General features: G+C 58.3%; 21 protein-coding genes. 12 read left to right on the top strand and 9 right to left on the bottom strand.

Annotated elements, in window-relative coordinates:
- Positions 1-77: 77 nt before the first annotated feature.
- Both E5554_RS12135 and E5554_RS12125 read right to left on the bottom strand, forming a co-directional pair.
- Positions 78-2270: an EAL domain-containing protein gene (locus E5554_RS12135; RefSeq protein WP_168708708.1), complete on the bottom strand. Its 2193-nt coding sequence runs from the start codon at positions 2268-2270 to the stop codon at positions 78-80.
- 974 nt (positions 2271-3244) lie between these two features.
- A complete protein-coding gene (locus E5554_RS12125; protein WP_099234313.1) occupies positions 3245-4057 on the bottom strand; it encodes an IS5 family transposase in 813 nt (270 codons plus the stop codon).
- 17 nt (positions 4058-4074) lie between these two features.
- Here E5554_RS12125 and E5554_RS12120 point away from each other — a divergent pair, with 17 nt between their 5' ends.
- Positions 4075-4626 carry an alpha-ketoglutarate-dependent dioxygenase AlkB gene (locus E5554_RS12120; protein ID WP_348769751.1) on the top strand — a complete coding sequence of 184 codons (552 nt, stop codon included), beginning with the start codon at positions 4075-4077 and terminating at the stop codon, positions 4624-4626.
- A gap of 356 nt (positions 4627-4982) precedes the next feature.
- Here E5554_RS12120 and xth read toward each other — a convergent pair whose 3' ends face one another.
- On the bottom strand, positions 4983-5753 hold the full coding sequence (gene xth, locus E5554_RS12110) for an exodeoxyribonuclease III (protein ID WP_168708707.1): 771 nt from the start codon (positions 5751-5753) through the stop codon (positions 4983-4985).
- 1699 nt (positions 5754-7452) lie between these two features.
- Between xth and E5554_RS12095 the strand changes: the two genes are divergently transcribed.
- The 11 genes from E5554_RS12095 to E5554_RS12045 all read left to right on the top strand — a co-directional run bounded on the left by E5554_RS12095 (position 7453) and on the right by E5554_RS12045 (position 17710).
- Positions 7453-8559: a glycosyltransferase family 4 protein gene (locus tag E5554_RS12095; RefSeq protein WP_136186922.1), complete on the top strand. Its 1107-nt coding sequence runs from the start codon at positions 7453-7455 to the stop codon at positions 8557-8559.
- On the top strand, positions 8556-9476 hold the full coding sequence (locus tag E5554_RS12090; protein WP_136186921.1) for a glycosyltransferase: 921 nt from the start codon (positions 8556-8558) through the stop codon (positions 9474-9476). The genes E5554_RS12095 and E5554_RS12090 overlap by 4 nt, the downstream gene beginning before the upstream one ends.
- The gene (locus tag E5554_RS12085) at positions 9473-10522 is read left to right on the top strand and encodes a glycosyltransferase (RefSeq protein ID WP_136186920.1); all 1050 of its coding nucleotides are present in this window, start codon (positions 9473-9475) and stop codon (positions 10520-10522) included. Before E5554_RS12090 ends, E5554_RS12085 begins: the two co-directional genes overlap by 4 nt.
- Positions 10519-11625: an acyl-CoA dehydrogenase family protein gene (locus E5554_RS12080; RefSeq protein ID WP_136186919.1), complete on the top strand. Its 1107-nt coding sequence runs from the start codon at positions 10519-10521 to the stop codon at positions 11623-11625. Before E5554_RS12085 ends, E5554_RS12080 begins: the two co-directional genes overlap by 4 nt.
- On the top strand, positions 11622-12287 hold the full coding sequence (locus E5554_RS12075) for a PIG-L deacetylase family protein (RefSeq protein ID WP_136186918.1): 666 nt from the start codon (positions 11622-11624) through the stop codon (positions 12285-12287). Before E5554_RS12080 ends, E5554_RS12075 begins: the two co-directional genes overlap by 4 nt.
- The gene (locus E5554_RS12070; RefSeq protein WP_136186917.1) at positions 12284-12865 is read left to right on the top strand and encodes an SAM-dependent methyltransferase; all 582 of its coding nucleotides are present in this window, start codon (positions 12284-12286) and stop codon (positions 12863-12865) included. Before E5554_RS12075 ends, E5554_RS12070 begins: the two co-directional genes overlap by 4 nt.
- Entirely contained in the window at positions 12865-13725 is an 861-nt protein-coding gene (locus E5554_RS12065; RefSeq protein WP_136186916.1) for a glycosyltransferase, read from the top strand. Before E5554_RS12070 ends, E5554_RS12065 begins: the two co-directional genes overlap by 1 nt.
- A gap of 305 nt (positions 13726-14030) precedes the next feature.
- On the top strand, positions 14031-14465 hold the full coding sequence (locus E5554_RS12060) for a transposase (protein ID WP_136185814.1): 435 nt from the start codon (positions 14031-14033) through the stop codon (positions 14463-14465).
- Positions 14462-14818 carry an IS66 family insertion sequence element accessory protein TnpB gene (gene tnpB / locus E5554_RS12055; RefSeq protein ID WP_136185813.1) on the top strand — a complete coding sequence of 119 codons (357 nt, stop codon included), beginning with the start codon at positions 14462-14464 and terminating at the stop codon, positions 14816-14818. The genes E5554_RS12060 and tnpB overlap by 4 nt, the downstream gene beginning before the upstream one ends.
- 31 nt (positions 14819-14849) lie before the next feature.
- Positions 14850-16373: an IS66 family transposase gene (locus E5554_RS12050; RefSeq protein WP_136185812.1), complete on the top strand. Its 1524-nt coding sequence runs from the start codon at positions 14850-14852 to the stop codon at positions 16371-16373.
- A gap of 188 nt (positions 16374-16561) precedes the next feature.
- Positions 16562-17710: a PHB depolymerase family esterase gene (locus tag E5554_RS12045; RefSeq protein WP_210729733.1), complete on the top strand. Its 1149-nt coding sequence runs from the start codon at positions 16562-16564 to the stop codon at positions 17708-17710.
- Between the two features lie 7 nt (positions 17711-17717).
- Here E5554_RS12045 and E5554_RS12040 read toward each other — a convergent pair whose 3' ends face one another.
- The 6 genes from E5554_RS12040 to E5554_RS23200 form a co-directional block, all read right to left on the bottom strand.
- Positions 17718-18011, bottom strand: coding sequence for a DUF3253 domain-containing protein (locus E5554_RS12040; protein ID WP_122927979.1), 294 nt, complete (start codon positions 18009-18011; stop codon positions 17718-17720).
- 202 nt (positions 18012-18213) lie between these two features.
- A complete protein-coding gene (locus tag E5554_RS12030; protein WP_136186914.1) occupies positions 18214-18471 on the bottom strand; it encodes a hypothetical protein in 258 nt (85 codons plus the stop codon).
- 80 nt (positions 18472-18551) lie between these two features.
- Positions 18552-18755 (bottom strand): hypothetical protein, encoded by a 204-nt coding sequence (locus tag E5554_RS12025; RefSeq protein WP_136186913.1) that lies wholly within the window; start codon positions 18753-18755, stop codon positions 18552-18554.
- A gap of 281 nt (positions 18756-19036) precedes the next feature.
- Positions 19037-19201, bottom strand: coding sequence for a hypothetical protein (locus E5554_RS23045; protein WP_168708706.1), 165 nt, complete (start codon positions 19199-19201; stop codon positions 19037-19039).
- A 57-nt stretch (positions 19202-19258) separates the two neighbouring features.
- Positions 19259-19747 carry a MucR family transcriptional regulator gene (locus tag E5554_RS12020; RefSeq protein WP_136186912.1) on the bottom strand — a complete coding sequence of 163 codons (489 nt, stop codon included), beginning with the start codon at positions 19745-19747 and terminating at the stop codon, positions 19259-19261.
- A 148-nt stretch (positions 19748-19895) separates the two neighbouring features.
- Entirely contained in the window at positions 19896-20372 is a 477-nt protein-coding gene (locus tag E5554_RS23200) for an excalibur calcium-binding domain-containing protein (RefSeq protein ID WP_210729732.1), read from the bottom strand.
- Between the last annotated feature and the right edge of the window lie 219 nt (positions 20373-20591).

Genomic DNA, 20591 nt, shown 5'->3' with positions numbered 1-20591 from the left:
GTGGAGTTCATTCTCCGGAGCACCCGTTTAAGGCGAACTGTCCCCCGATTTATAAAAGCTTGTAAACTGGGTATTGTTTACGATGACGTTACGAGATCAGGGTTAAGAATGTCGTCATATGGTGAAGCGGAAGGCCGCCCCAAGAGATATCCCTGGACCTGATGGCACCCCAAATCCTGCATCAAATTAAAGTGCGCCAAGGTTTCCACCCCTTCCGCCACCGTAGCCACGCCCAGTCTATTCCCCAGGTCGATCACAGCCGCAACGATCGACGCGCAATCGGCGCGGTCGAGCGCGTCGCGCACGAAACTGCCGTCTATCTTGATTTTGTCAAAAGGAAAGATTCGAAGATGCGCCAGTGAAGAATAGCCGGTGCCAAAGTCATCCAGGGAAATGCGAACGCCAAGTGCCCGGATCTGCTCCAGCTCTGCGACGGATGCTGCCTCGTTTCTCAAAAGCGCTGTTTCGGTGATTTCGAGTTCGAGCCTTTCGGGAGGCAATCCAGACTGATCAAGGGCCGAACGGACGACTGATAGCAATTCCGACCGCCCCATCTGCGAAGCGGAAATATTAACCGCCACCGTCTCGCCTCCATCCCATGACATGGCCTCACGGCACGCTTCATGGAGCACGTGGTGGCCCAGTTTGAGGATTAAGTCGCTGCGCTCGGCGGCCACAATGAACGTGGCGGGGGACACCCAGCCCAACTCGTCGTGATACCATCGTGCCAAGGCCTCTCTGGAAACGACTTTACGATGCCGCAAGTCGATAATCGGCTGATAGAATATGCTCAATCCTTTTCCCGACGAAAGAGCAATGCGCAGTTCATTCTCCAGGCGGTTGGCTGCAACAAACTCGTCCTGCATCTCCGCGGTGAAGTAGCGCACGCCCCCTTTTCTAGCAGCCTTCGCGACGTAAAGTGCCATATCGGCGCGAACCATCACCTCTTCCGCCGACCTCGCATGCTCCGGGAAGAGCGCAACACCAATTGATGCGCCAATCTGCGCAACGCGCTTCCGCTCGAGAACGAAAGGCTCTGAAAGGCGCGTTAGAATGTCGCTTGTAATTGTGTCGCATTGCAAAGCCGAAACATTGGTCAGCACGATCGCGAATTCGTCGCCTCCCTGCCTAGCAATGACGGCGGAGTAGCGGTCACAGGGTTCAGAAAGGCGCTTGGCAACAGCGACAAGGAGTTCGTCGCCAAATTTGTGCCCGAGCGTGTCATTGATTCCTTTGAAACCATCCAGGTCAATCAGCAGCAACGCCCCCGGGGTTAGCGCATCCGACGTGAGCTTTAGCAGCGCGTCGTTGAGAGTGACCCTGTTCGCCAGACCGGTCAGAGCGTCATGATGGGCAAGATAGCGGATCTTTTTTTCTGCTTCCACTTCGCTGGTGACGATCGCCCAAGTCAGCATCGGCCCCAGATAATTGCCATCATCGGCGTGTATGGCGGAAGCGTTCAGGTCCAGTACTTCGTTTCCGAGATTTATGCGGATGCGATGCGGTAAGCGCGTCGGATCCGAGAGGAGCCGGCGCTGTCGGTCAGGGACTAGGTGAAATATGTCTATGCTAGCTCCAATCATGGCTTCAGCGTCGATGGGAAGAAGATGCTCAATGCGCCTCAAAAGTTGGCGAGAGGCGTCGTTGAGATAGGTAATCTTGAAATCGATCGGGTCAACGGTCATGACCGCGACTGGCATATCATCGATCATTCGCATCAATCGGGCTTGCTCTGCTTGCTTTGCCGATGCATCGGCTTCGGCCGCTATCCTCCTTGCAAAATCATCATAGTTTATCGATAAAACGACCAACATGCCGATCGAGACGAGTGCAGTATTAAGCGCCATGGCAAGGAAAGTTGGTTGCCCGGCCCAAGCGAAGAATCCAATAAATGCGCCGTTGACGATCAAGGTCACGATCAGTGCTGCCTCACGGACATGCATCAAGCAGAAGATGCACACAACTACGGTATTAGCCATATAAAAAGCTAGATAGGATTTGGTGTATGGCGTACCGTATGAGAAAAGAAGAAAAGACCAAACGGTAAAGGATGAAGCAATTATCGGCGCCAGTAGCATTGTCGCCCTGAATGCCCTGGCTGCTTCTTCAGGTGATGGTATCGTCTCGTATGCCTTCAACCAGTGAAACATTCGAAAGACGCAGGCAGCGGTAAAAAGTGAGGGAATTGCGACGGTCAGCCACAAAGGCGCGATATCTGTATGAACGTACGCGACGATCCAAGTGCTCGAAAGCAGGATGGGATACATCATCGGCATCTGTCGCGAATACGCTCGATACTGAGCGCCAGCGAGACTTGGAGTCGATCTAGAAAATGATTTGATGACAGTCGACAGCATCCCGCGTGGCGCCTTCTAAAAGTTACGAGGGTGCTGAAGGGTCGTTTCAATCCTCGCTCCTCTACGAAAGCGGCGGAAAAGTCAGATTGTTCCCGGTTTAAATTTTCGGACTGACATGCCCCCACTTTCCTCACCGCTTAGTTAAAATTTGATTTAATAGTTGATTCTCCCAAAGATGGTTTTGCGGTTTTTGTTAGGCTCTTGACGTAATATGGGCGAGCTTAGTAGAAGCGGCCAGTACGGGAAAGGCGATTTTGTCAATTTGCTCTTGTCAACAAGAGTGAATGGCCGGATCTAGCGAGATGCGATGCCCCGACGAGCGTAAGTATTAGGCGCGTTGCAGCCCGGCAGCTGCATGTTCGCCGAACAACGGGTCTTTGGCACAAGTCAACGTTTCCGCATCCCCAAACGAGCGGATTAGGTTTTTCGGCGGGCACCTTTAAGAGAATGTCCTTGAGCCTCATGCGTAACCAGCGATACACCTGATGAGAACGATGGCAGCGGCGGCATAAATTAGAGCAATTGCAGATATATCGGTTAGCTCGAGATCGTTGGCGACGAGGTCGCCTCCTGCGACGTGGCCCGCCCTGATCAACAAATCCCAGGGGCCGAGGAGATGAACGCGGCCCTCGATGGGATGGCTCGGCATTTGCTGAGCTGAGATGGCCTGTCGCAAATGGCTGTGCTGCTGTAATCGGCGATAATCGATCCTATATCGCAATCCGAAGCATGGGCCCGCCCGCCTGCTGCACCAACATGCGATGGCTTGGATGAAGACGACGCTAGATCTGTTCGACATGCCCGTGGTTCCTGGTCTTGCGATGCGTGACGATATGCTGACCAAAGTACAGGAAGCTGAGCTAATCGATAAGAGCCTGTCTTGAATCTCATGCGTAACGAGCGATGCGCCTGATGAGGACGACGGCAGCAGCGGCATATAGGAGTGCAGTTGCGGATTTGATGGTTCGCTCGAAGTCCTTTGCCAAGCGTCGATTTCGATTGAGCCATGAGAAGGTTCGTTCGACCACCCATCGTCTGGGATGGACGACGAACCCGGTCTGGTCGGCGAATTTCCGAACGATCTCTATCGTGACGGATGTGGCTTCCCGGACGCGATCGCTGTTGTAGGCGCTGTCGGCATAGGCATGCTCGACCAAGGGGTGCCGCTGGCGTGACTGCCGGAGCAAAGGCACTGCGCCGTCTCGGTCCTGCACGTCAGCGCCATGAACCAGCAGTTCGAGCGCACGACCATCGGTATCGACCATGGCGTGGCGCTTGCGGCCCATGATCTTTTTCCCTGCGTCATAGCCGCGCGGACCACCCGCTTCAGTGGTCTTGACGCTCTGGCTGTCGATGGCCGCCGCTGACGGCATCGGTTCTCGCCCCGTTCGGACACGGTCGATCTGGACAAGATGGTGGTTGAGACTTTCGAATGTCCCATCGTCACGCAGAGTGCAGAACCAGCGGTAGACCGTGCGCCATGGCGGAAAGCTGTCAGGCAAAAGCCGCCAAGGACAACCTGCCCGCAGCAAATAGAAAATGGCCTCGATGATCTCCCGCATCGGCCAACGCCGTCGCCGTCCGCATTGGCACGGCGCGGGCAAATACGGCTCAATCAAATGCCATTCTGCATCGGTAAGATCGCTTCCATAGCGAAGCTGTGCGCGGCTATGATGTGCGCGGGCGGTCGGGTTCCACATGATGGCTTCCAAGGTTGGTGTCGCAACCCCTCGGAATCATATCGAAACTCGGCCGTCCACCGTTACGTCAGCGTTCTGACACAGCCTCTAAGATCAATGGCTGTAACTTAACCCCGTTCCGTTTCCAGCGATGGACAGGCAAGCGCCTGACCTACAGCTACGGCTGGAACTATGATTTCGAGCATATGCGCTTCGCGCCGTCCGAACCAATGCCGGACTGGCTTCTCGAAGTGCGAAGCCGCACCGCTTCTGTTGTCGGGCTTGCTGCGGACGATCTCGCTCAGGCTCTGCTGATCCGCTATGATCCGGGCGCCGGCATTGGCTGGCATAAGGACAGGCCAGTATTCGAGCATGTCGTGGGCATTTCGCTTGGCAATGAAGCCGTGCTGCGTCTGCGCCGCCGAACGAGTGCCGGGTTCGACCGCGCCAAAGTCTCGCTGCCGCGGCGTTCCATCTATCATTTGTCTGGTGAAGTGCGTCACATTTGGGAACATAGTATCGCACCTATCGAGGTGCCGCGCTGGTCGATCACCTTCCGAAGCATGTCTGAAAAGGTTCGCACAGCGTGAGCAGTCGCCCCTACCCCGTCACGCCGGATGGACGCTACTTCGCGGTGCGCGGGCGGCTCTGGCGCTTGAGTAACCCTGCTCTAGAGCCTGACGAGCGTCAGCGCTTGGTGAAGGAACTGATGGACGCCCGCCGTGCCGTCGGCGCGGCCAGGCGCACGGCCGATCATATAGCCGAGACAATCGCGCATGAAGCGGTTCATCAAGCCAAGGTGGCGCTCGGGGAACGTGGCCCGGTCTGGTGGGACGATGGCACGCCCGACCTTAACCGCCATCTCGCACGCACAGGCCCCTATGCACAATGGTATGCTAGCCTCCCCGAAGGGATTGATTAGCGCATTCGTTTACGTTTCGTCTTGTCAGGCAATTTGATGATAACCGGCGCATGGTCGCTGGTCCTGTCCCCACCCGCGTGTACGGCGATCGACCTCCGCCGATATCAGCCTCGTCACCGCCTCGTCGTTCAAAAGGTCGTGATCGATCCGAAGGCCTGCGTTGTGCTCGAACGAATTGCGCCAATATTTCCCGAAGGTGTAGATGCGCTCGTCAGGGTGAAGATCGCGGAACGCATCGGTCCACCCCAGCTCAAGCAGCCGCGCATAAGCCTCGCGAACTTCGGGGGGCAAACAGCGCATCGTCGCGCCAGCGATCAGGTACATAGACGTCGAAATGGTCGGCATAACGTTGAAGGGGCCAGCAACCACCACCGGAGGATCAAGGGCCACAACCGTCGAAAGATGATCATGCAGCCAGTCGGACCAGCGCAACTTATAATCGAATTTGGCACCGGGTCTTGGGTTGCCGTTCGGGAGATAGAGGCCGACGATCAGCACACCGTCTACTGCGGCCTCGATGTAGCGGCTCTGCACATCCTCCGGTTCGCGCGGAAGCCCCCGGCGCGTGTCGTGAATCTCGCCAACCCGGCTCAATATCGCCACACCATGCCAGCTTTTCTGCCCCAGCCAAATCGCTTCATAGCCAAGGTCGAGGATGGCGCGCTCGGGAAAGCGCTCATCAGACGCCTTGAACTCCTGCAGACATACCACGTCCGGCTCGGCAAGGGCGAGCCAGCGCAAAAGCAGCGCAAGCCGCCCGTTGATGCCATTGAGGTTGTAGGTTGCGATCTTCATGGCGTGAGCAGGCGGAACAGATATGTCTCGGCCTGACCCCCTCAAATATCCGCCCCACCTCGACCGGGTAGCCGCGCTCATTCAAGGAAGCGAGTGCGAAGTCGGGCAGCATGAGCATAATTTCATAACGTCTATACGCGACTTTTCGCCGCACATATTCCTCTCCCTGAGCGCCCAGGCTCCGCGGTGCAGGCTTTCACAGGGTGAATCGAGGAAATCGATCATGTCCGGAACATTTCTGGGGGAACCGCGCAGCTTTCATACTGAGCCAGGTTAAGTTCCGACTTTTGTTCGGAACATTGGTAGCTTGAACGCGTCTCCGTGCAGCCGCCCTTTTAAGATTGTTGCGTTTCCTGGAGACTGGGATGTCAGATTGCCGGATATTGGAATGGCTGTCGCTGAACACCGAAAATTTCCGGCTCTGGCATAATGCGCACCGAGAAAGCGCAATAAGCGTGGAGCGATATTTGCTGCATCGCGAACATATCCAGGAGCCAATCTCATTTGTCGACGGTGAGATGCGCCGATGCGCGATCCGGTCGGACAGCCTGTGGGAAATAAGCGTCCGACATCTCGATGGCTCGCAGAGCCACATCGGTGGTCCGACATTCGAGCTATGCCTCAAGGCTGCGCGCGAAATGCTTCTCTTGAGCTTTGCAGGTGCAGTTGCCGCCTGAACTGTGCATTGCGTCGATTGGTGTTCAGCCGATCGTCCAGACGTTTGAGCATAGAGGATTGTGCCACGTCCTCGCCTTCATACCCCGGCGCAATCAACGAACGATAAAAATTAGCCCAGTCAGGCCAGTATTATAGCAGAAGGGAAAACTGACTCGCGCTTCGCCAATTGGGAATCCGTCGAAGCCAGTGATCCCGATTCGGCAAAGATAACGTGAGAGAAAGAAGACTTCGCCGTTTCCCCCCTTGCCGCGACCGCGACGGATATCTTCACCTTCGATGCCGCGAGAGTTGGTTATACTCATAGAAAGCTCGCCCAAGCTTTAGCATGGGCTCGGCGCGGGCTTTGTCGGCATGCCCCTTGCTTCCAGCTTACTTTGACGGGGGCATGGAGAGAGCCAACTTCTCTGCGGGAAGATAGGTCTATGGAATAATCAATTCGTGCGCCGGTTGAAGCGAAATGACCGCCTGGTTATCATGGTTCGATAGTCGTTGACCATCTTGCCGGGCGTACGCAACCATATCCGCCTCTCATTGCGATCCTGCGCAGGGAGACAAGCGACATGCTCGGCCCGGAGAAGGATGGGATCCCTCCATTCGATCGCCTGCTCAGGAGTATCAGCGGCCTCGATCTGCGAGAGCAGGTCCGTCGGACCAGCCAGCTCATAATCAAGATGGGCATGGACGCAAAGTTCCATACAAACTGCCAGCCCTCAAAAAACTGACCCAACTCAAATATAAACTTTGCTATATTCCACAAATATTACTCTTTTCCTCTACGCAACACGGTCCACGATCGAATATATCAATTCGAATAAAGATATATTTCGAAATTTGCATATAAATATTTGCGATAATCAAATTATGCTACACCCACCTATCAATACTGATCCAGTTTATAAATTGATCCAGATTATAACGATTTCCTGTCATTTGCAGCTAAATCTGAGGAAATTTATCAAAACATGTGGGTTGAACAGCTGCCGATCGCATTCCTAGCGCATCGTCGCCGGGAGAGTGTGGAGTGCGTATCGCGATCATAGCCCATTTGAAATATGCTATTGGCGAGCCATTCGCCGGCGGTCTGGAAATGCATACGCATATCCTCGCCCGGTCGCTTCGGGAACGTGGCCATGATGTCACCCTTTTTGCCTCGACGCGATCCGACCCAAGCCTGGGACTAGAAGCAATCTGTGAGGAAACCTCACTTCTCGAGACAGGTACTGCTGAGGCAAATGATGTCGCCTTCTTTCGCGAACATCACGCTTATCTGGGCCTCATGACCGCATTGCGGACACGCTCGTTTGACATCATACACAACAATTCCCTGCACTATCTTCCGGTCAGCATGTCCGACACGCTGGCGGTTCCTGTCTTGACAACCCTCCATACACCGCCCTTCTGTTGGCTGGAGAGCGGGATCAGGCTCAATCGCGGATCGATGACCTATGTAGCGGTCTCTGAAGCCACAGCCGCGATGTGGCGCCATGTAGCGAATGCCGAGTATGTCATTCCCAATGGTATCGACCTCAGGCACTTTCCCTATCAGCCCATCGCCAACCGCGAGCCTTATCTCGTTTGGTATGGCCGGATTGTTCCTGAAAAAGGGCTGGACTATGCGATCAACGCTTCGCGGCTAGCGGGGTTGCCCTTGAAGATCGCCGGCCCGATCTCGAACCAAGGCTATTTCGAAAAGCTCATCGCACCCCGATTGGGAGGTGATATCGAATATGTCGGGCATCTTTCTCACATCGAGTTGTCGAAGCTTGTAGGCGGTGCTGTCGCCGCCCTTTGCACGCCGCGCTGGGAAGAACCTTACGGTCTGGTCGTGGCTGAAGCGCTTGCCTGTGGGACCCCTGTCGCCGCATTCGCGCGTGGTGGCGTACCATCGCTCCTGAAGCCTGACTGCGGCGTTCTCGCCGAGCCGGACAATGTTTCCTCTCTCGCATCGGCAGCACTTGCCGCCTCGGCGCTCGAGCGGAGCGCTTGCAGAGCATATGCCGAGCGATATTGCTGCTCGCGGCGCATGGTCGACGAGTATGAGGCTTTGTATCGACGCCTTGCAATGGCGCAGGTCGCGATCCCGAACGAGTCGGATATTGGGCTCCTGCCTGTCGCGGATGTCGCATGACGCAGGTCTGTATCTGCGTGCCGGCGCGCAACGAGGCAGAGCATATCGGCCGCCTAATCGAAGCCTTAGCCTTGCAGGGAACGCGGACGCCCTTCGCTGTCGCAATCTGCGTCAATAACAGTAGCGATGCCACATACACCGTCGCTCTCGATGCCGCGCAGCGCTTCAACGCACGCTTCCCGCTCAAAATGATCCAGCGAAAGTTCGCCCCCGTCTTTGCCCACGTCGGGTCTGCTCGTCGCGCCGCGATGGATTTTGGCGCCGAATTAGTGGGCCCGCGCGGCTTACTGATTTCCACTGATGCTGACTGCCGGCCCCCGGTAGACTGGGTGGACGCCATCCTTGCGCATTTCACTCTGGATCGGATCATTGGCGGCCGGATCGAGCTGGATGAGTTGGAAGCCGCCCAATCACCGGAGATATTTTCGCTGCGTCGTCGCTTTGACGCCTATTGGGGTACGGTGCGCGCGATCGAGGATGCGATCGATCCGGTTGATTGGGACATGCCGCCCCGGCATGGCGATCATACGGGCGCGAGCCTCGCGCTATCGTCAGATCTTTACATCCGCGCAGGCCGCGTGCCACTCCTTCGCACAGGCGAGGACCGTGCCCTGGTCGAAGCAGCGATCGAAGTGGGCGGCAAACTAATTCACCCCAATGCCGTATGGACGCGGGCATCATCCCGTACCGCGGGGCGCGCCGATGGCGGCATGTCGGCTGACATGCGGCGGTGGCTGGGCTGCACACAGAGGGGGGACACACCTTTCGTTCCGGCTCTATCGCATTGGGAGGCGCGCGCACGATGGCGGTTTAAGGCCAGGCGCGAAATGAGCGCAGCAGCTTTTGTAGATGCGGAACGCGCCCTCCCCCCATTGCCCTGTGACATGCCGCTTCCAGAGCCGGCCGCTATCTCATGAGCCGCCCGATCGGCTATTATGTCCATCATCATGGAGACGGTCACCGTCAACGCGCTATCGCGCTTTGTCGGTCGCTCGGGGGCGTCACGTTGCTGGGGACCGGGCTGACGGCACGGACTGAGGGCCTTCCCTGCCTCGACCTGCCTGATGACCGTCTCGATGATGAGTTCTGGGGTATCGACGGTTCCGAGCGGCCTTCGTCTCTCCATTATGCGCCGCTGGACCATGAGGGGATCCGGCAGCGCACCGCATTGATAGCAGCCTGGATCGCGCAGGCGCGCCCGCGTCTGATGGTAGTAGACGTATCGGCCGAGGTGGCGATGCTTGCCCGTCTCGCATCTGTGCCCACTGTCTATGTCCGTTTGAACGGTAGAAGACTTGATGCTGCGCATCTTGAAGCTTTCCGCGGAGCAACTGCTCTACTTGCCCCCTTCCACGAAGCCCTGGACGATGATGAAATTCCCAGCTGGGTTCGCAAAAAAACCTTCTATGCCCCTGGCGTCGTCCGATCAGCGTGCAGCCAGGCAATTGAGTGCGATGGCATCGTACTAATTGTCCTCGGGCGCGGGGGCGGCATTTCTGACGGGAATAGATGGGCCGAAATTGCTCTCGCGACCCCCGAGCGCAAGTTTCGCATTATTGGTCCCTGCACGGTGCCTGCATTCTTTCCAGACAATCTAGAATTACGCGGATGGGTCGATGATGCCGATGCGCAGATCGCAGCTTCAGCGGTCGTTATCGGCGGTGGGGGAGACGGCGTTGTCAGCGCGGTATTGAGGGCGCGTCGTCCTTTCATCTGTGTGCCGGAACCACGCCCCTTTGACGAACAGGTATCGAAGGCGGGAAAGCTTGCGGCTGTAGGCGGCGCGATCGCATGCTTTGAATGGCCGCCAGCCGGCAAATGGCCAGGAATGATCAATCAGGCGATCAAGCGCGCTAGATGTTGGCCTGACTGCCTGATGGACACAGGTGGAGCGGAACCCGTCGCCCGCTGGTTGGACGACCTTGCCGGCGCATCGGTGGCAGACAGGAGCCGTGCTACGTGATCCCCGATATCCAAGGTCAGGTCCCCGGAACGATCGACATTGTCGATCGACTGGCAATGTTCGGCGCGCGCTATGACGCGGCACCCAACTTCCCCAGCGAGAGCATGTCGGCCCTTATCGAAGGCGGTCACCATCGCTGGTTTGCCCCCCAAATATGCGGGGGCCTCCCTTTCGAAGACGAAGCCGCGCGCTGCCGCGCGATGGCGAGAGCCTTGCGCGAAATAGGTCGCGGCGATCTCAGCATTGCTCGGCTCTACGAAGGTCATGTTAACGCTATGTCCCTGTTCGAGTGCTTTGGGGTGCCCGATCAGTTACACTGGCTGGCAAAAGCCCTCGATCGCGGAGCATGGTTCGGAGTTTGGGCGACCGAGCCATCTCCCGGCGTGCAATTGACGCGAGAGGCTGTCCCATCACTATTTGGCGAGAAGATATTTGCCAGCGGGGCCGGAGGGCTGGATTACGCGCTTGTAACGGCCGCGAGTGAAGGCGAGCACCGTCGGCTCGTCATTGTTCGCGCTAATGAGAAAGTCCGCGCCGACCTATCAGGATGGCGGGTCCGGGGCATGCGCGCGAGCGTGAGCGGACGCTATGTGCTGGACGATGTAAAGGTTGAACCTGACATGCTGCTGGGCAAGCCAGGTGACTATGATCGGGATCCCCGTTTTACCGCCGGGGCCTGGCGTTTTTGCGCTGCACAGCTTGGCGGAATTGAAGCGCTCGTCACAGAAATTCGGCGCTCCATGCGCGACGCGGCGCGCGAAGATCCTGTCCAGCGCGCGCGGTTCGCCGATGCCACCGTTGCCGTGCGAACCGCTGGCTTCTGGGTGGCGGAAGCCGCACATCGTTTCGCATCTGGTCATGACGATGCCGTAGCCGTGGCTCGGATGACACGCGGTGTCGTCGAGGATGCCGGGTTCATTGTGATGGAGGCCGCCGCGAGGATCCTCGGCACACAAAGTGCCCTTGACGGGCAACGTGCTGACAAAATCGTCCGCGACCTATCTCTCTATCTTCGGCAGGCAGGTCCAGATCATGCCCGCGACGAGGCCGCCAAGGCGCTTCTCGACCATGATATCTGGGTTGAGGGCGAACGCTTGTGGTGAACGCTGAGACTCTTTTGCGCAGCCGCTGGTCGCAGGCGCGTTGGCTCATATTGGCACCCCACCCTGATGATGAAACGCTAGGGGCGGGCGCGCTGATAGCGCATTGCGCCGCCCGCGATCGATTAGGCGCTATCGTCTTCCTAACCAACGGCGCGGGATCGCATCCCGAAGGTACGCCGCGCATAGCGATCACCCGACGCAAGGAAGCCCGGCACGCCATTGGCAGATTAAATGCTGCCGCCGCCCCGGCGATTTGGATGGGGTGGCGCGACGCCCACCCCCATCCTATCGACAGCCAAGCTTTCAGCCGAGACGCTGATCGACTTGCGGCTTTCATCCGCCGGAGCCGGATCGATGCGATTGCTGTGTCCGACTACAGCGAGACGCATTGCGACCATGTCGCCGCCTATCGACTTGCGAAGGCGGCTACGCGCCGGGCAAAGCGGCCAGTTACGTTATTCGCGTTTCATGTGTGGAGCGATCCGCCACCCTTTGCCCGACGGATTGCGACGCCAGCCATGCCCGTTGGACGCAGGCGACACGCGCTTTTGGCGCATCGCAGCCAGATGTCGCCGATAATGGGCAATGGCTTCAGGCTCCCGCGCGAAATGCTGCGCATGCCCGCCCGGGACATACTGACATTGAGAAGGGATCGACAATGAATGTCACGAGCCTCAACGCCGAATATTTTGATGATATATTCGCCTCAAATGATGATCCGTGGGATCTGGCATCCAGCCACTATGAAGCTGCCAAATTCGCCCATACCCATGATGTCCTGGCGGACCGCCGATATGCCCGTGCGCTTGAGATCGGCTGTGCACATGGTGTTCTCACCAGCCATTTGACTCCAATTTGCGATAGCTTGCTGGCAATTGATATCAGCATTAAGGCGCTCACGAAGGCGCGAGAACGGGTGGGCGACCGTCCTGGCGTAACGCTCGCACAGATGGCGTTCCCGCGCGAGACACCGGATGGCGAAGGCTACGACCTCATCATTCTGTCCGAGGTCGCCTATTATTGGGACCTTGTAGATTTGGATCGGGCAAGTGAATGGTTGCGCGATCAGGTTGTTTCCGGCGGCCGAATAATCCTTGTCCACTATACCGAAGAGACTGATTACCCTCACAGCGGCGACGAGGCGGTCGAGGCTCTTTGGACCGAACTAGGTTCGGATTTCGAGGTGGAGCTGGCCGAACGGCAGAACAAATACCGACTCGACCTGTGGAACCGCCGATAATGGGCATTTCCGTCCTCACTATCGTTCGCAACCGTAGCCTGCATCTGGCGCAGCTTGTAGAGGGCTTGCAGCGGAGTGATCGTCAACCCGATGAACTGATTGTCATTGATATGAGCGATGATCCGGTCACATTGCCACCAGCTCAGTTCCGCGTGCATATCGACCAATTCGAGGCCAAAGGCCTTCCGCTGGCAGCAGCCCGAAATCGAGCAGCTTCGCTGGCCAGTAATGACAAGCTCGTATTTCTGGATGTCGATTGCATCCCCATGCGACAGTGCATCGGGCTCCTGGCTGATACCCTGAGCGAACATGATGCTCTTCTATGCGCGGATATCCGTTATCTTGGCCCAGATGATGCCCGCAGCTCCTGGACCGAGACAGAATTGCTGAAGCGCGGTCGGGCCCATCCGGTGCGCTCATTTCCGGACAAAGGCGTAAGAGAAGAGGCAAATGCCGGGCTGTTCTGGTCGCTAGCCTTCGCGCTGCGGCGCAAGACGTTCCAAGCGCTGTGTGGGTTCGACGAAGAATTTATCGGCTACGGCGCTGAAGACACAGATTTCGGGTTCAGAGCGGCGGCAACTGGCCTAAAGCTGCTTTTTGTCGGGCAGGCCATAGCCTGCCACCAATATCACGACAGTTACGATCCACCGCTGCAGCATCTCGATGATATTGTGCGAAATGCACGGCGCTTCCATACGCGCTGGAAGCAGTGGCCGATGGAGGGCTGGCTCGGAGCGTTTGAGCGTCTCGGCATCGTGCAGCGCCAAGGAGATAAGCTTGTCCAGCTTCGTGTACCGACACGAGCCGAGATGATAGGCGCAAAGGTTGAACCGGCAAACTGGACATCAAATCAAAGCTAGCAGGATAACCACGTTGAACAGGCGGCTGACATTTGAAACAAGCGATTAGCGGTCCCCCTGCGTAGGCGTGGATTGGCACCAAAGCCACCTCCCCACCATACGAGACAGAGTTTGCATAGTCGGTGCTTGGTGCGCGGGGTCGCGGGGTCGCGGGGTCGCGGGGTCGCGGACCGTGTCAGGCTCCCGCTCGCTCATATCTCAAGCGCTTTGTGACTTATGTGTAAGCGGGGCCGCGACCCCACCTTGCGGGGCTGAAGTACAGCGCCGAGTCTCAGCGCCCTGATCGGATGGAGGGCGCTGGTGCTATGACGATGCCATGTGATGATGGTGGCACTAGCCGGGTAACCCGCTTCGAAGTGTTCACTGGTGCGGGGCGGCGGCGGGATTGGCCGCCGGAGGTCAAGGCTTCGATCCTGGCCGAGAGCTTTTCCGGACAGGAGACGGTCTGCTCGGTTGCGCGGCGGCATGGCATGAGCCCGTCCCAGCTGTTCACCTGGCGCCGACAGCTCCGCAAGCAGTTGGAGAGCCAGGGCGCGGCCGTGCCGGCTTTTGTTCCCGCCGTCGTCGATGCCGTTGCCGCGGAGGAGTTCCCGCCTGCGATCCAGCGGCCAAAGAAGCGACGGCGCTCGAAGGCGAGCGCAGTGGAACTGGAGATCGACGGCGTTGCGGTGAAGATCAGCCGCGGCGCCGATGCCGGGGTGATTGCCGCGGTGATCGAAGCGCTCCGGGTTACCCGATGATCGGACCCGGCGCAGGTGCCAAGGTCATGGTGGCCACACGCCCGGTCGATTTCCGCAAGGGACCCGACGCGTTGGCCGCGCTGGTCGGTGTCGAGTACGGCGGTGATCCTTATTCTGGCGTAATCTACGTGTTCCGGGCCAAGCGCAGTGATCGGATCAAGCTCGTCTGGTGGGATGGCACAGGGCTGTGTCTGATGGCCAAGAGGCTGGAATCCAGCGGGTTCAAGTGGCCGGCCATCCAGGACGGCGTGATACGCCTGACGGCGGCGCAGTTGGGCGCCTTGCTCGAGGGTCTGGACTGGCGCCGTGTGCATGGCGGACGCCGCCCGATCGCCCCGCAGATTGCCGGTTGACGATGGCCCCTCCTACTGATTCACTCCTTCCATGCTCATGGAAGCGGACCTCCCCACCGACGTCGAAGCGCTCCGCGCGCTCGTCCTCGAGCAGGCCCGCGAGCTTGATGTTCTGAAGGTTTTCCAGGCCGAGGTTGAACGCCTGAAGGCGATCATCGAGGCCCTGCAGCGGCACCGGTTTGGCCGCCGTTCCGAGCAACTCGATCCCGATCAGTTCGAGCTTGCCCTGGAAGAGGTCGAGATGGCCTTGGCCCAAGCCCAGCACGCCGTGGACAAGGCGAGCCGGGCATCGGCGGATCGCCCGCGCAAGGTCAACCGCGGCTCGTTGCCGGCCCATCTCGAGCGGATCGAGCAGGTCGTCGATGTCGAGGACAAGGCCTGCCCCTGCTGCGGCGGCGCGCTCCACCAGATCGGTGAAGACGTGGCTGAGCGTCTTGACGTGGTGCCCACCACCTTCCGCGTCCTGGTCACGCGCCGTCCGCGCTATGGCTGCCGGTCATGCGAGGGCGCGATCGTCCAGGCACCGGCTCCGGCGCGGATCGTCGAGGGCGGCATCCCCACCGAGGCGCTGATCGCGCAGGTGCTTGTCGCCAAGTACGCCGATCACCTTCCGCTATACCGGCAGGCCCAGATCTACGCCCGGCAAGGTGTCCAACTCGACCGCTCGACCCTGGCGGACTGGGTCGGCCGGGCAGCCTGGTATCTGCGTCCCTTGCGCGATCACATTCTCGAGCGATTGCGACGATCCGGGCGGCTGTTCGCCGATGAAACCACGGCGCCGGTGCTCGATCCAGGGCGTGGTCGGACCAAGACGGGCCAGCTCTGGGCCTATGCTCGCGACGATCGACCATGGGGCGGCGAAGATCCGCCGATGATGGCCTACGTCTATGCCGCTGACCGCAAGGGTGAGCGGGCCGAAGCCCATCTCGGTGACTTCGTCGGCATCCTGCAGGTCGATGGCTTTGGCGGCTACGCTGCTCTGGCCAAACGCCGGCAGCAAGTGAGCTTGGCCTTCTGCTGGGCGCACGTGCGGCGCAAGTTCTACGAACTGGCCGACAGTTCGCCGGTCGCGACCGAGGTGCTGCGCCGGATCGCAATGCTCTACGCGATCGAGGAAGAGGTTCGCGGCACCTCGGCGGAGCAGCGCCGCACCGTGCGCGCCGAACAGGGGCGCGTCATCGTGGATGACCTGCACATCTACCTCGAGGCACGACTTCGTCAGGTTAGCGCCAAGAGCAAGCTCGCCGATGCCATCCGCTACGCGCTCACTCGCTGGTCCGGGCTGTCGCTGTTCCTCGACGACGGCCTCATCGAGCTGGATTCCAACACCGTCGAGCGATCAATCCGTCCGCTGGCCCTCAATCGCAAGAACGCCCTCTTCGCAGGCTCTGACGAAGGCGGCGACAACTGGGCGGTCATCGCCACGCTGATCGAGAACTGCAAGATCTCAGGCATCAACCCGCATGCCTGGCTCGCCGAGACCCTCTCCAGGCTCGCCGCAGGTCATCCCGCCAATGCCGTCGGTGAACTCATGCCTTGGACCGCCGTGGCCTGAGCACAGCGCTTACACTTATGTCGCATGACGCGCCTCCATGAATTCCCGACAGATATATTTCTCTCGATATCATGAAGATCACAGCATCGCGCCTTGCGGGCTGGCCGAACCACCCCCATATTGTGCAGTGCAGCATAAGCAAATTATCGAGGGTGGACGGCTGCTGTTGTAGGATAGGAGTTTTTTGCGTGTCCAAATTATCCGCTACAATCGCCCGACTGGCAGCCATGCGCGCCAGCCACTCGCCCCCGACATCATTCGATGGTCCAAATCGCTTGGCAGACCTCGATGCTTTTGGGACAAACCCAGGCGCATTGAAGGCGAAAATCTATGTGCCAGAGCAGATTGCTGAGAAGCCTGCGCTCGTCGCGGTATTGCATGGCTGCACGCAAACTGCCGGAGGCTATGATCGCGGCGCGGGCTGGTCTCAGTTAGCAGATGAGCACGGTTTCATTCTGCTGTTTCCAGAGCAGCAGCGCGCAAACAACCCTAATCTCTGTTTCAACTGGTTCTCACCCACTGACAATGGCCGCGATCTTGGCGAGGCGCTGTCCATCCGACAGATGATCATGGCGATGGTACATAGCCATGGTGTCGACCCGTCGCGCATATTCGTGACAGGTCTTTCCGCAGGGGGCGCAATGGCCTCTGTCATGCTTGCCAGCTACCCGGAACTGTTTGCAGGCGGCGCGATCATCGCCGGCCTGCCGTACGGATTGGCGTCGAATATCCAGCAGGCGCTTGAAGCCATGCGGGGATGTGGAGCTTTCGAAGCGGAGGATCTAGGTGATCGAGTCCGTCGCGCGTCAGACCATAACGGACCCTGGCCACGCATTTCGATATGGCATGGCAGCGCCGATGCGACGGTCCACAGTTCCAATGCGGAGGCAATTCTTGCTCAGTGGCGCTCGGTCCACGGTCTGGAGGCGGCACCAAATGTTTCAGAGCAGATAGCCGGACACCGCCGGCGCTCCTGGAACGATGCAGCCGGACGCCCGCTTATCGAGGATTATCGCATTTCCAATATGGGCCACGGAACGCCACTCTCCACAACTGGGCAGGATGCTTGCGGAATGGCAATGCCGCATATGCTCGAAGCGGGCATCTCATCCACTCGCCGGATCGCATCGTCCTGGGGCCTGTTAAAGGCAGGCTCGGAGCCCAATTTCGCGCAATCGGATGGAGAAGCTCTTAAGGGCACTCCGAGTGTGCCGGTATCAAAGGGAAGCCGGTTGGACGCGTTGCCCTCCGAACTCTCACGACCGAATATATCAGGGAATGCAGGCGTAGAAAAAGTCATCCACGATGCACTCCGTGCCGCGGGCCTCATCCGCTGAGCAGACTTCACCTTGTAGATTGAATACGGCCGATCCGGTAGGGACCATAGCGCGACGCCATGACCTTTCTTTTCCAACTCAACTCGACCACCCCCTCCGCCACTAGCTGATCGATTGCGGCGTGGATGACCGGCATCACTTGACGCCACGAGGGGCCTTCCGGATCAGCGCTCACTTTACCGGCAATCATTCGTGCGACCTCGCTTGGACAGATTGTCGCTTGGTCTGTGCGGCGGGCGAGCAACTGCAAAATCGTCCTTCGCGCATCCGCTATCCGCTCAAGGGCAATGTCAGATGTCATTGGCCTAGGGAAGGATGGGCGCCGGGTTCAATGTGGTCACCTCCGCAATTGCCAGTGCCGTCTTGCCTGCGGCAGCGCCGGAACAAATTTTACCTGCTCCCAATCCCGCGTCCATCTTCTGCGCCAGATAAATCGGCGTCCGCGACCAATGCCGATTTTCAAGAGACGCTTCAGCTTGTGGTGGGTCATGACAGGATCAGGATCAGAGCCCGATCTTCTCGAGTGCCGATGCTACCTCAGGATCCAGGGCTTGGTCGGATTTGGGCGTCAGGCGGTTTAGCGCAGTACGCAGCCGCTGTTGTGCGACCTGCAATGTCTTGTGTCGCACCTCCCGCGTCACGTTGGTTCGCCACGATCGGCTCTCGCCCAGCAGAACTGCCCATTTTGCCTCCTCTGCCGCTAGGATCGACAGTGCCAGCCGTAAACCATCTCGGCGGCCATGCGCGTAATCCTGTTCCATGACCACCACCTTGCATATTTCACATTCGGCGCATCGGTAACGCGTGCCAACGAATGGCTGAGCGATACACTGTTGCCAAGTTATCGGTATTTTGCACCATTTCCTGCGACACCTTGAAAAGCTTTCACAACGCCGTACCCAACGGCGGCCAGCAGACCGACCTTTACCACCGTACCGACAATTCGAGGCATGAAATAGCCGATGACGGCTCCCTTCGCGCCGCTGTCGCCGTCCTGCTGGTCCAGCTTGGATCCTACGAGCGCACCGATGATTCCCGTGATCATAACTTGCTCCCTTGTAGAGACCAGAGGAGCGCACGACACCGGTTGAGGTTCCGCTGTTATCGTCTAATCCTTATGTTGGGCAGCATCCACCTAAGCGAACTAGCCGGGAATTTTGCGGATATATTCGGGTGTAGCGGACCGGCAGCACTTAGAGAGCCGGAACTGCGTGCTGAGTTAGCGACAATGCGCAGCTTGTTGTAGAGCCGCCTTACCAGCCCGCTATCGCATCGCGAACACTCCGGGCGAGGCATCAAACTGACAGGACCACCAGCAAGGCGGATTTAATTGCAATTTTGCAAAGGCGGCGCATTAATGCGTCCGCTATCGGCTATACGGACAGCCTGATCGAGATAGGCTATAAAGGTTTGCCACTTCGCGATGGCATCTTCCCCACCCGTTTTCGCCAACTTCCCTGTCTGACGAGCGACAATCAGCGGCGCGCGCATCGGCGCCTTGCCGCTCGAAGAGCATGGAGGCTCCCCAAGCGGCATGCTCCGGTTTTATTATTCAGCAGCAGCTACCTCGGTGGCCCTCTTGGCACGCCCCTTGGGAGCAGCAACCTTAGACGTTGCAGCCTTCTTGCCCTGGCCCGGCTTTCGCCCCAGGCCAATCTTGTGAGCAAGCTCTTTTCGCTGGGCAGCATAATTGGGTGCGGTCATCGGATAATCGGAAGGAAGGCCCCACTTGGCGCGATAATCGTCTGGAGTCATCTGGTAATGGGTCATCAGATGGCGCTTCAGCATCTTCAGCTTCCTGCCATCTTCAAGACAGACGATGTAATCCGCCTTCACAGACGAACGAATGGAAACGGCGGGCAGCAACGGTTCCGGCGTCGGCTCAGCAGGGACAGACAGTCCCGCAAGCGCGCGATGCACGTTAGCGATAAGGTTGGATACGTCACCGACCGATACCGAATTATTGCTAACATGCGCAGCAACAATATCGGCGGTGAGCGTGATCATAAGCTCGTTGTTATCGGCCTGCTCAGTCATTTCTATGCGTCCCGTTTAGATTTATCGGAATGCTCTATCTATGATCATCTATTCCGAATGTCACCCTAGTACCGATGAATTTCTGAAAGATATCATCAATATGAGATGGATTGTTGTGGTTCTCTTTTTGTGACTTCTGGCAAGCTGGCTAACGCCCCCGATAAGGCTCGCAGCCTATGCCATCACCGTCCCTATCCAGATGAGGGCCATACCCTGGCTGACCAGCATAAACAGGTGCAGCCCCATCCGCTCTTGCTTGGGTGCATCTGCGACAGGACCAGGAAGATCGGCTATCAGTTGAAGCGGTAAACCGCCTTTGCGGGTCGGTCCTGCCGGCAGGCGACGATGACTGCTGATCACCCACATCGGCAGCACTTATGTACGACTGAGAAGCTACCGAGCCCTGCGGTCGCCGAGAATCCTCTTCAGCAATAGGGGGGCTCGATGAGGAGGAAGGCAGCCGAGAGCTGCCCACTCCACCGAAAGAACCAATCACGATCGCCACGCCAATGATAGTGATCGAAAGGGGACTTCCCTTTTGCCTACGATGTTTGGCGTGCCAATGATGGTGCCGCTTCACTCCGACAGGATGGCGAGGGAGGTAAAGGAGCGGTTGCTGGCTCATTAGCGCGATGATTCAAAATTTGCCTCGTCGGCCGCTCAACAGAGGCAGAATGCCCCCCCCACCCCATGGAGCGGCCATCCGATGGTCGGCCAGCGAACGGATTGAATAGGCCGCAAACGGCCTGAAAAACGCAAGGCCCGCACTCCAACGATCCGGACTCTGGTTTTGAGCGTCAGGCTTGAGCGGAATCTGCGCGGCCTCCTTAACTTGAAGAAGGGG

The organism is Sphingobium sp. PAMC28499 (genome assembly GCF_004795815.1).
GTDB classification, from domain to species: domain Bacteria; phylum Pseudomonadota; class Alphaproteobacteria; order Sphingomonadales; family Sphingomonadaceae; genus Sphingobium; species Sphingobium yanoikuyae.
The sequence above is the reverse complement of the archived record's forward strand: the minus strand, read 5'-3'. Positions and strand labels throughout refer to the sequence as shown.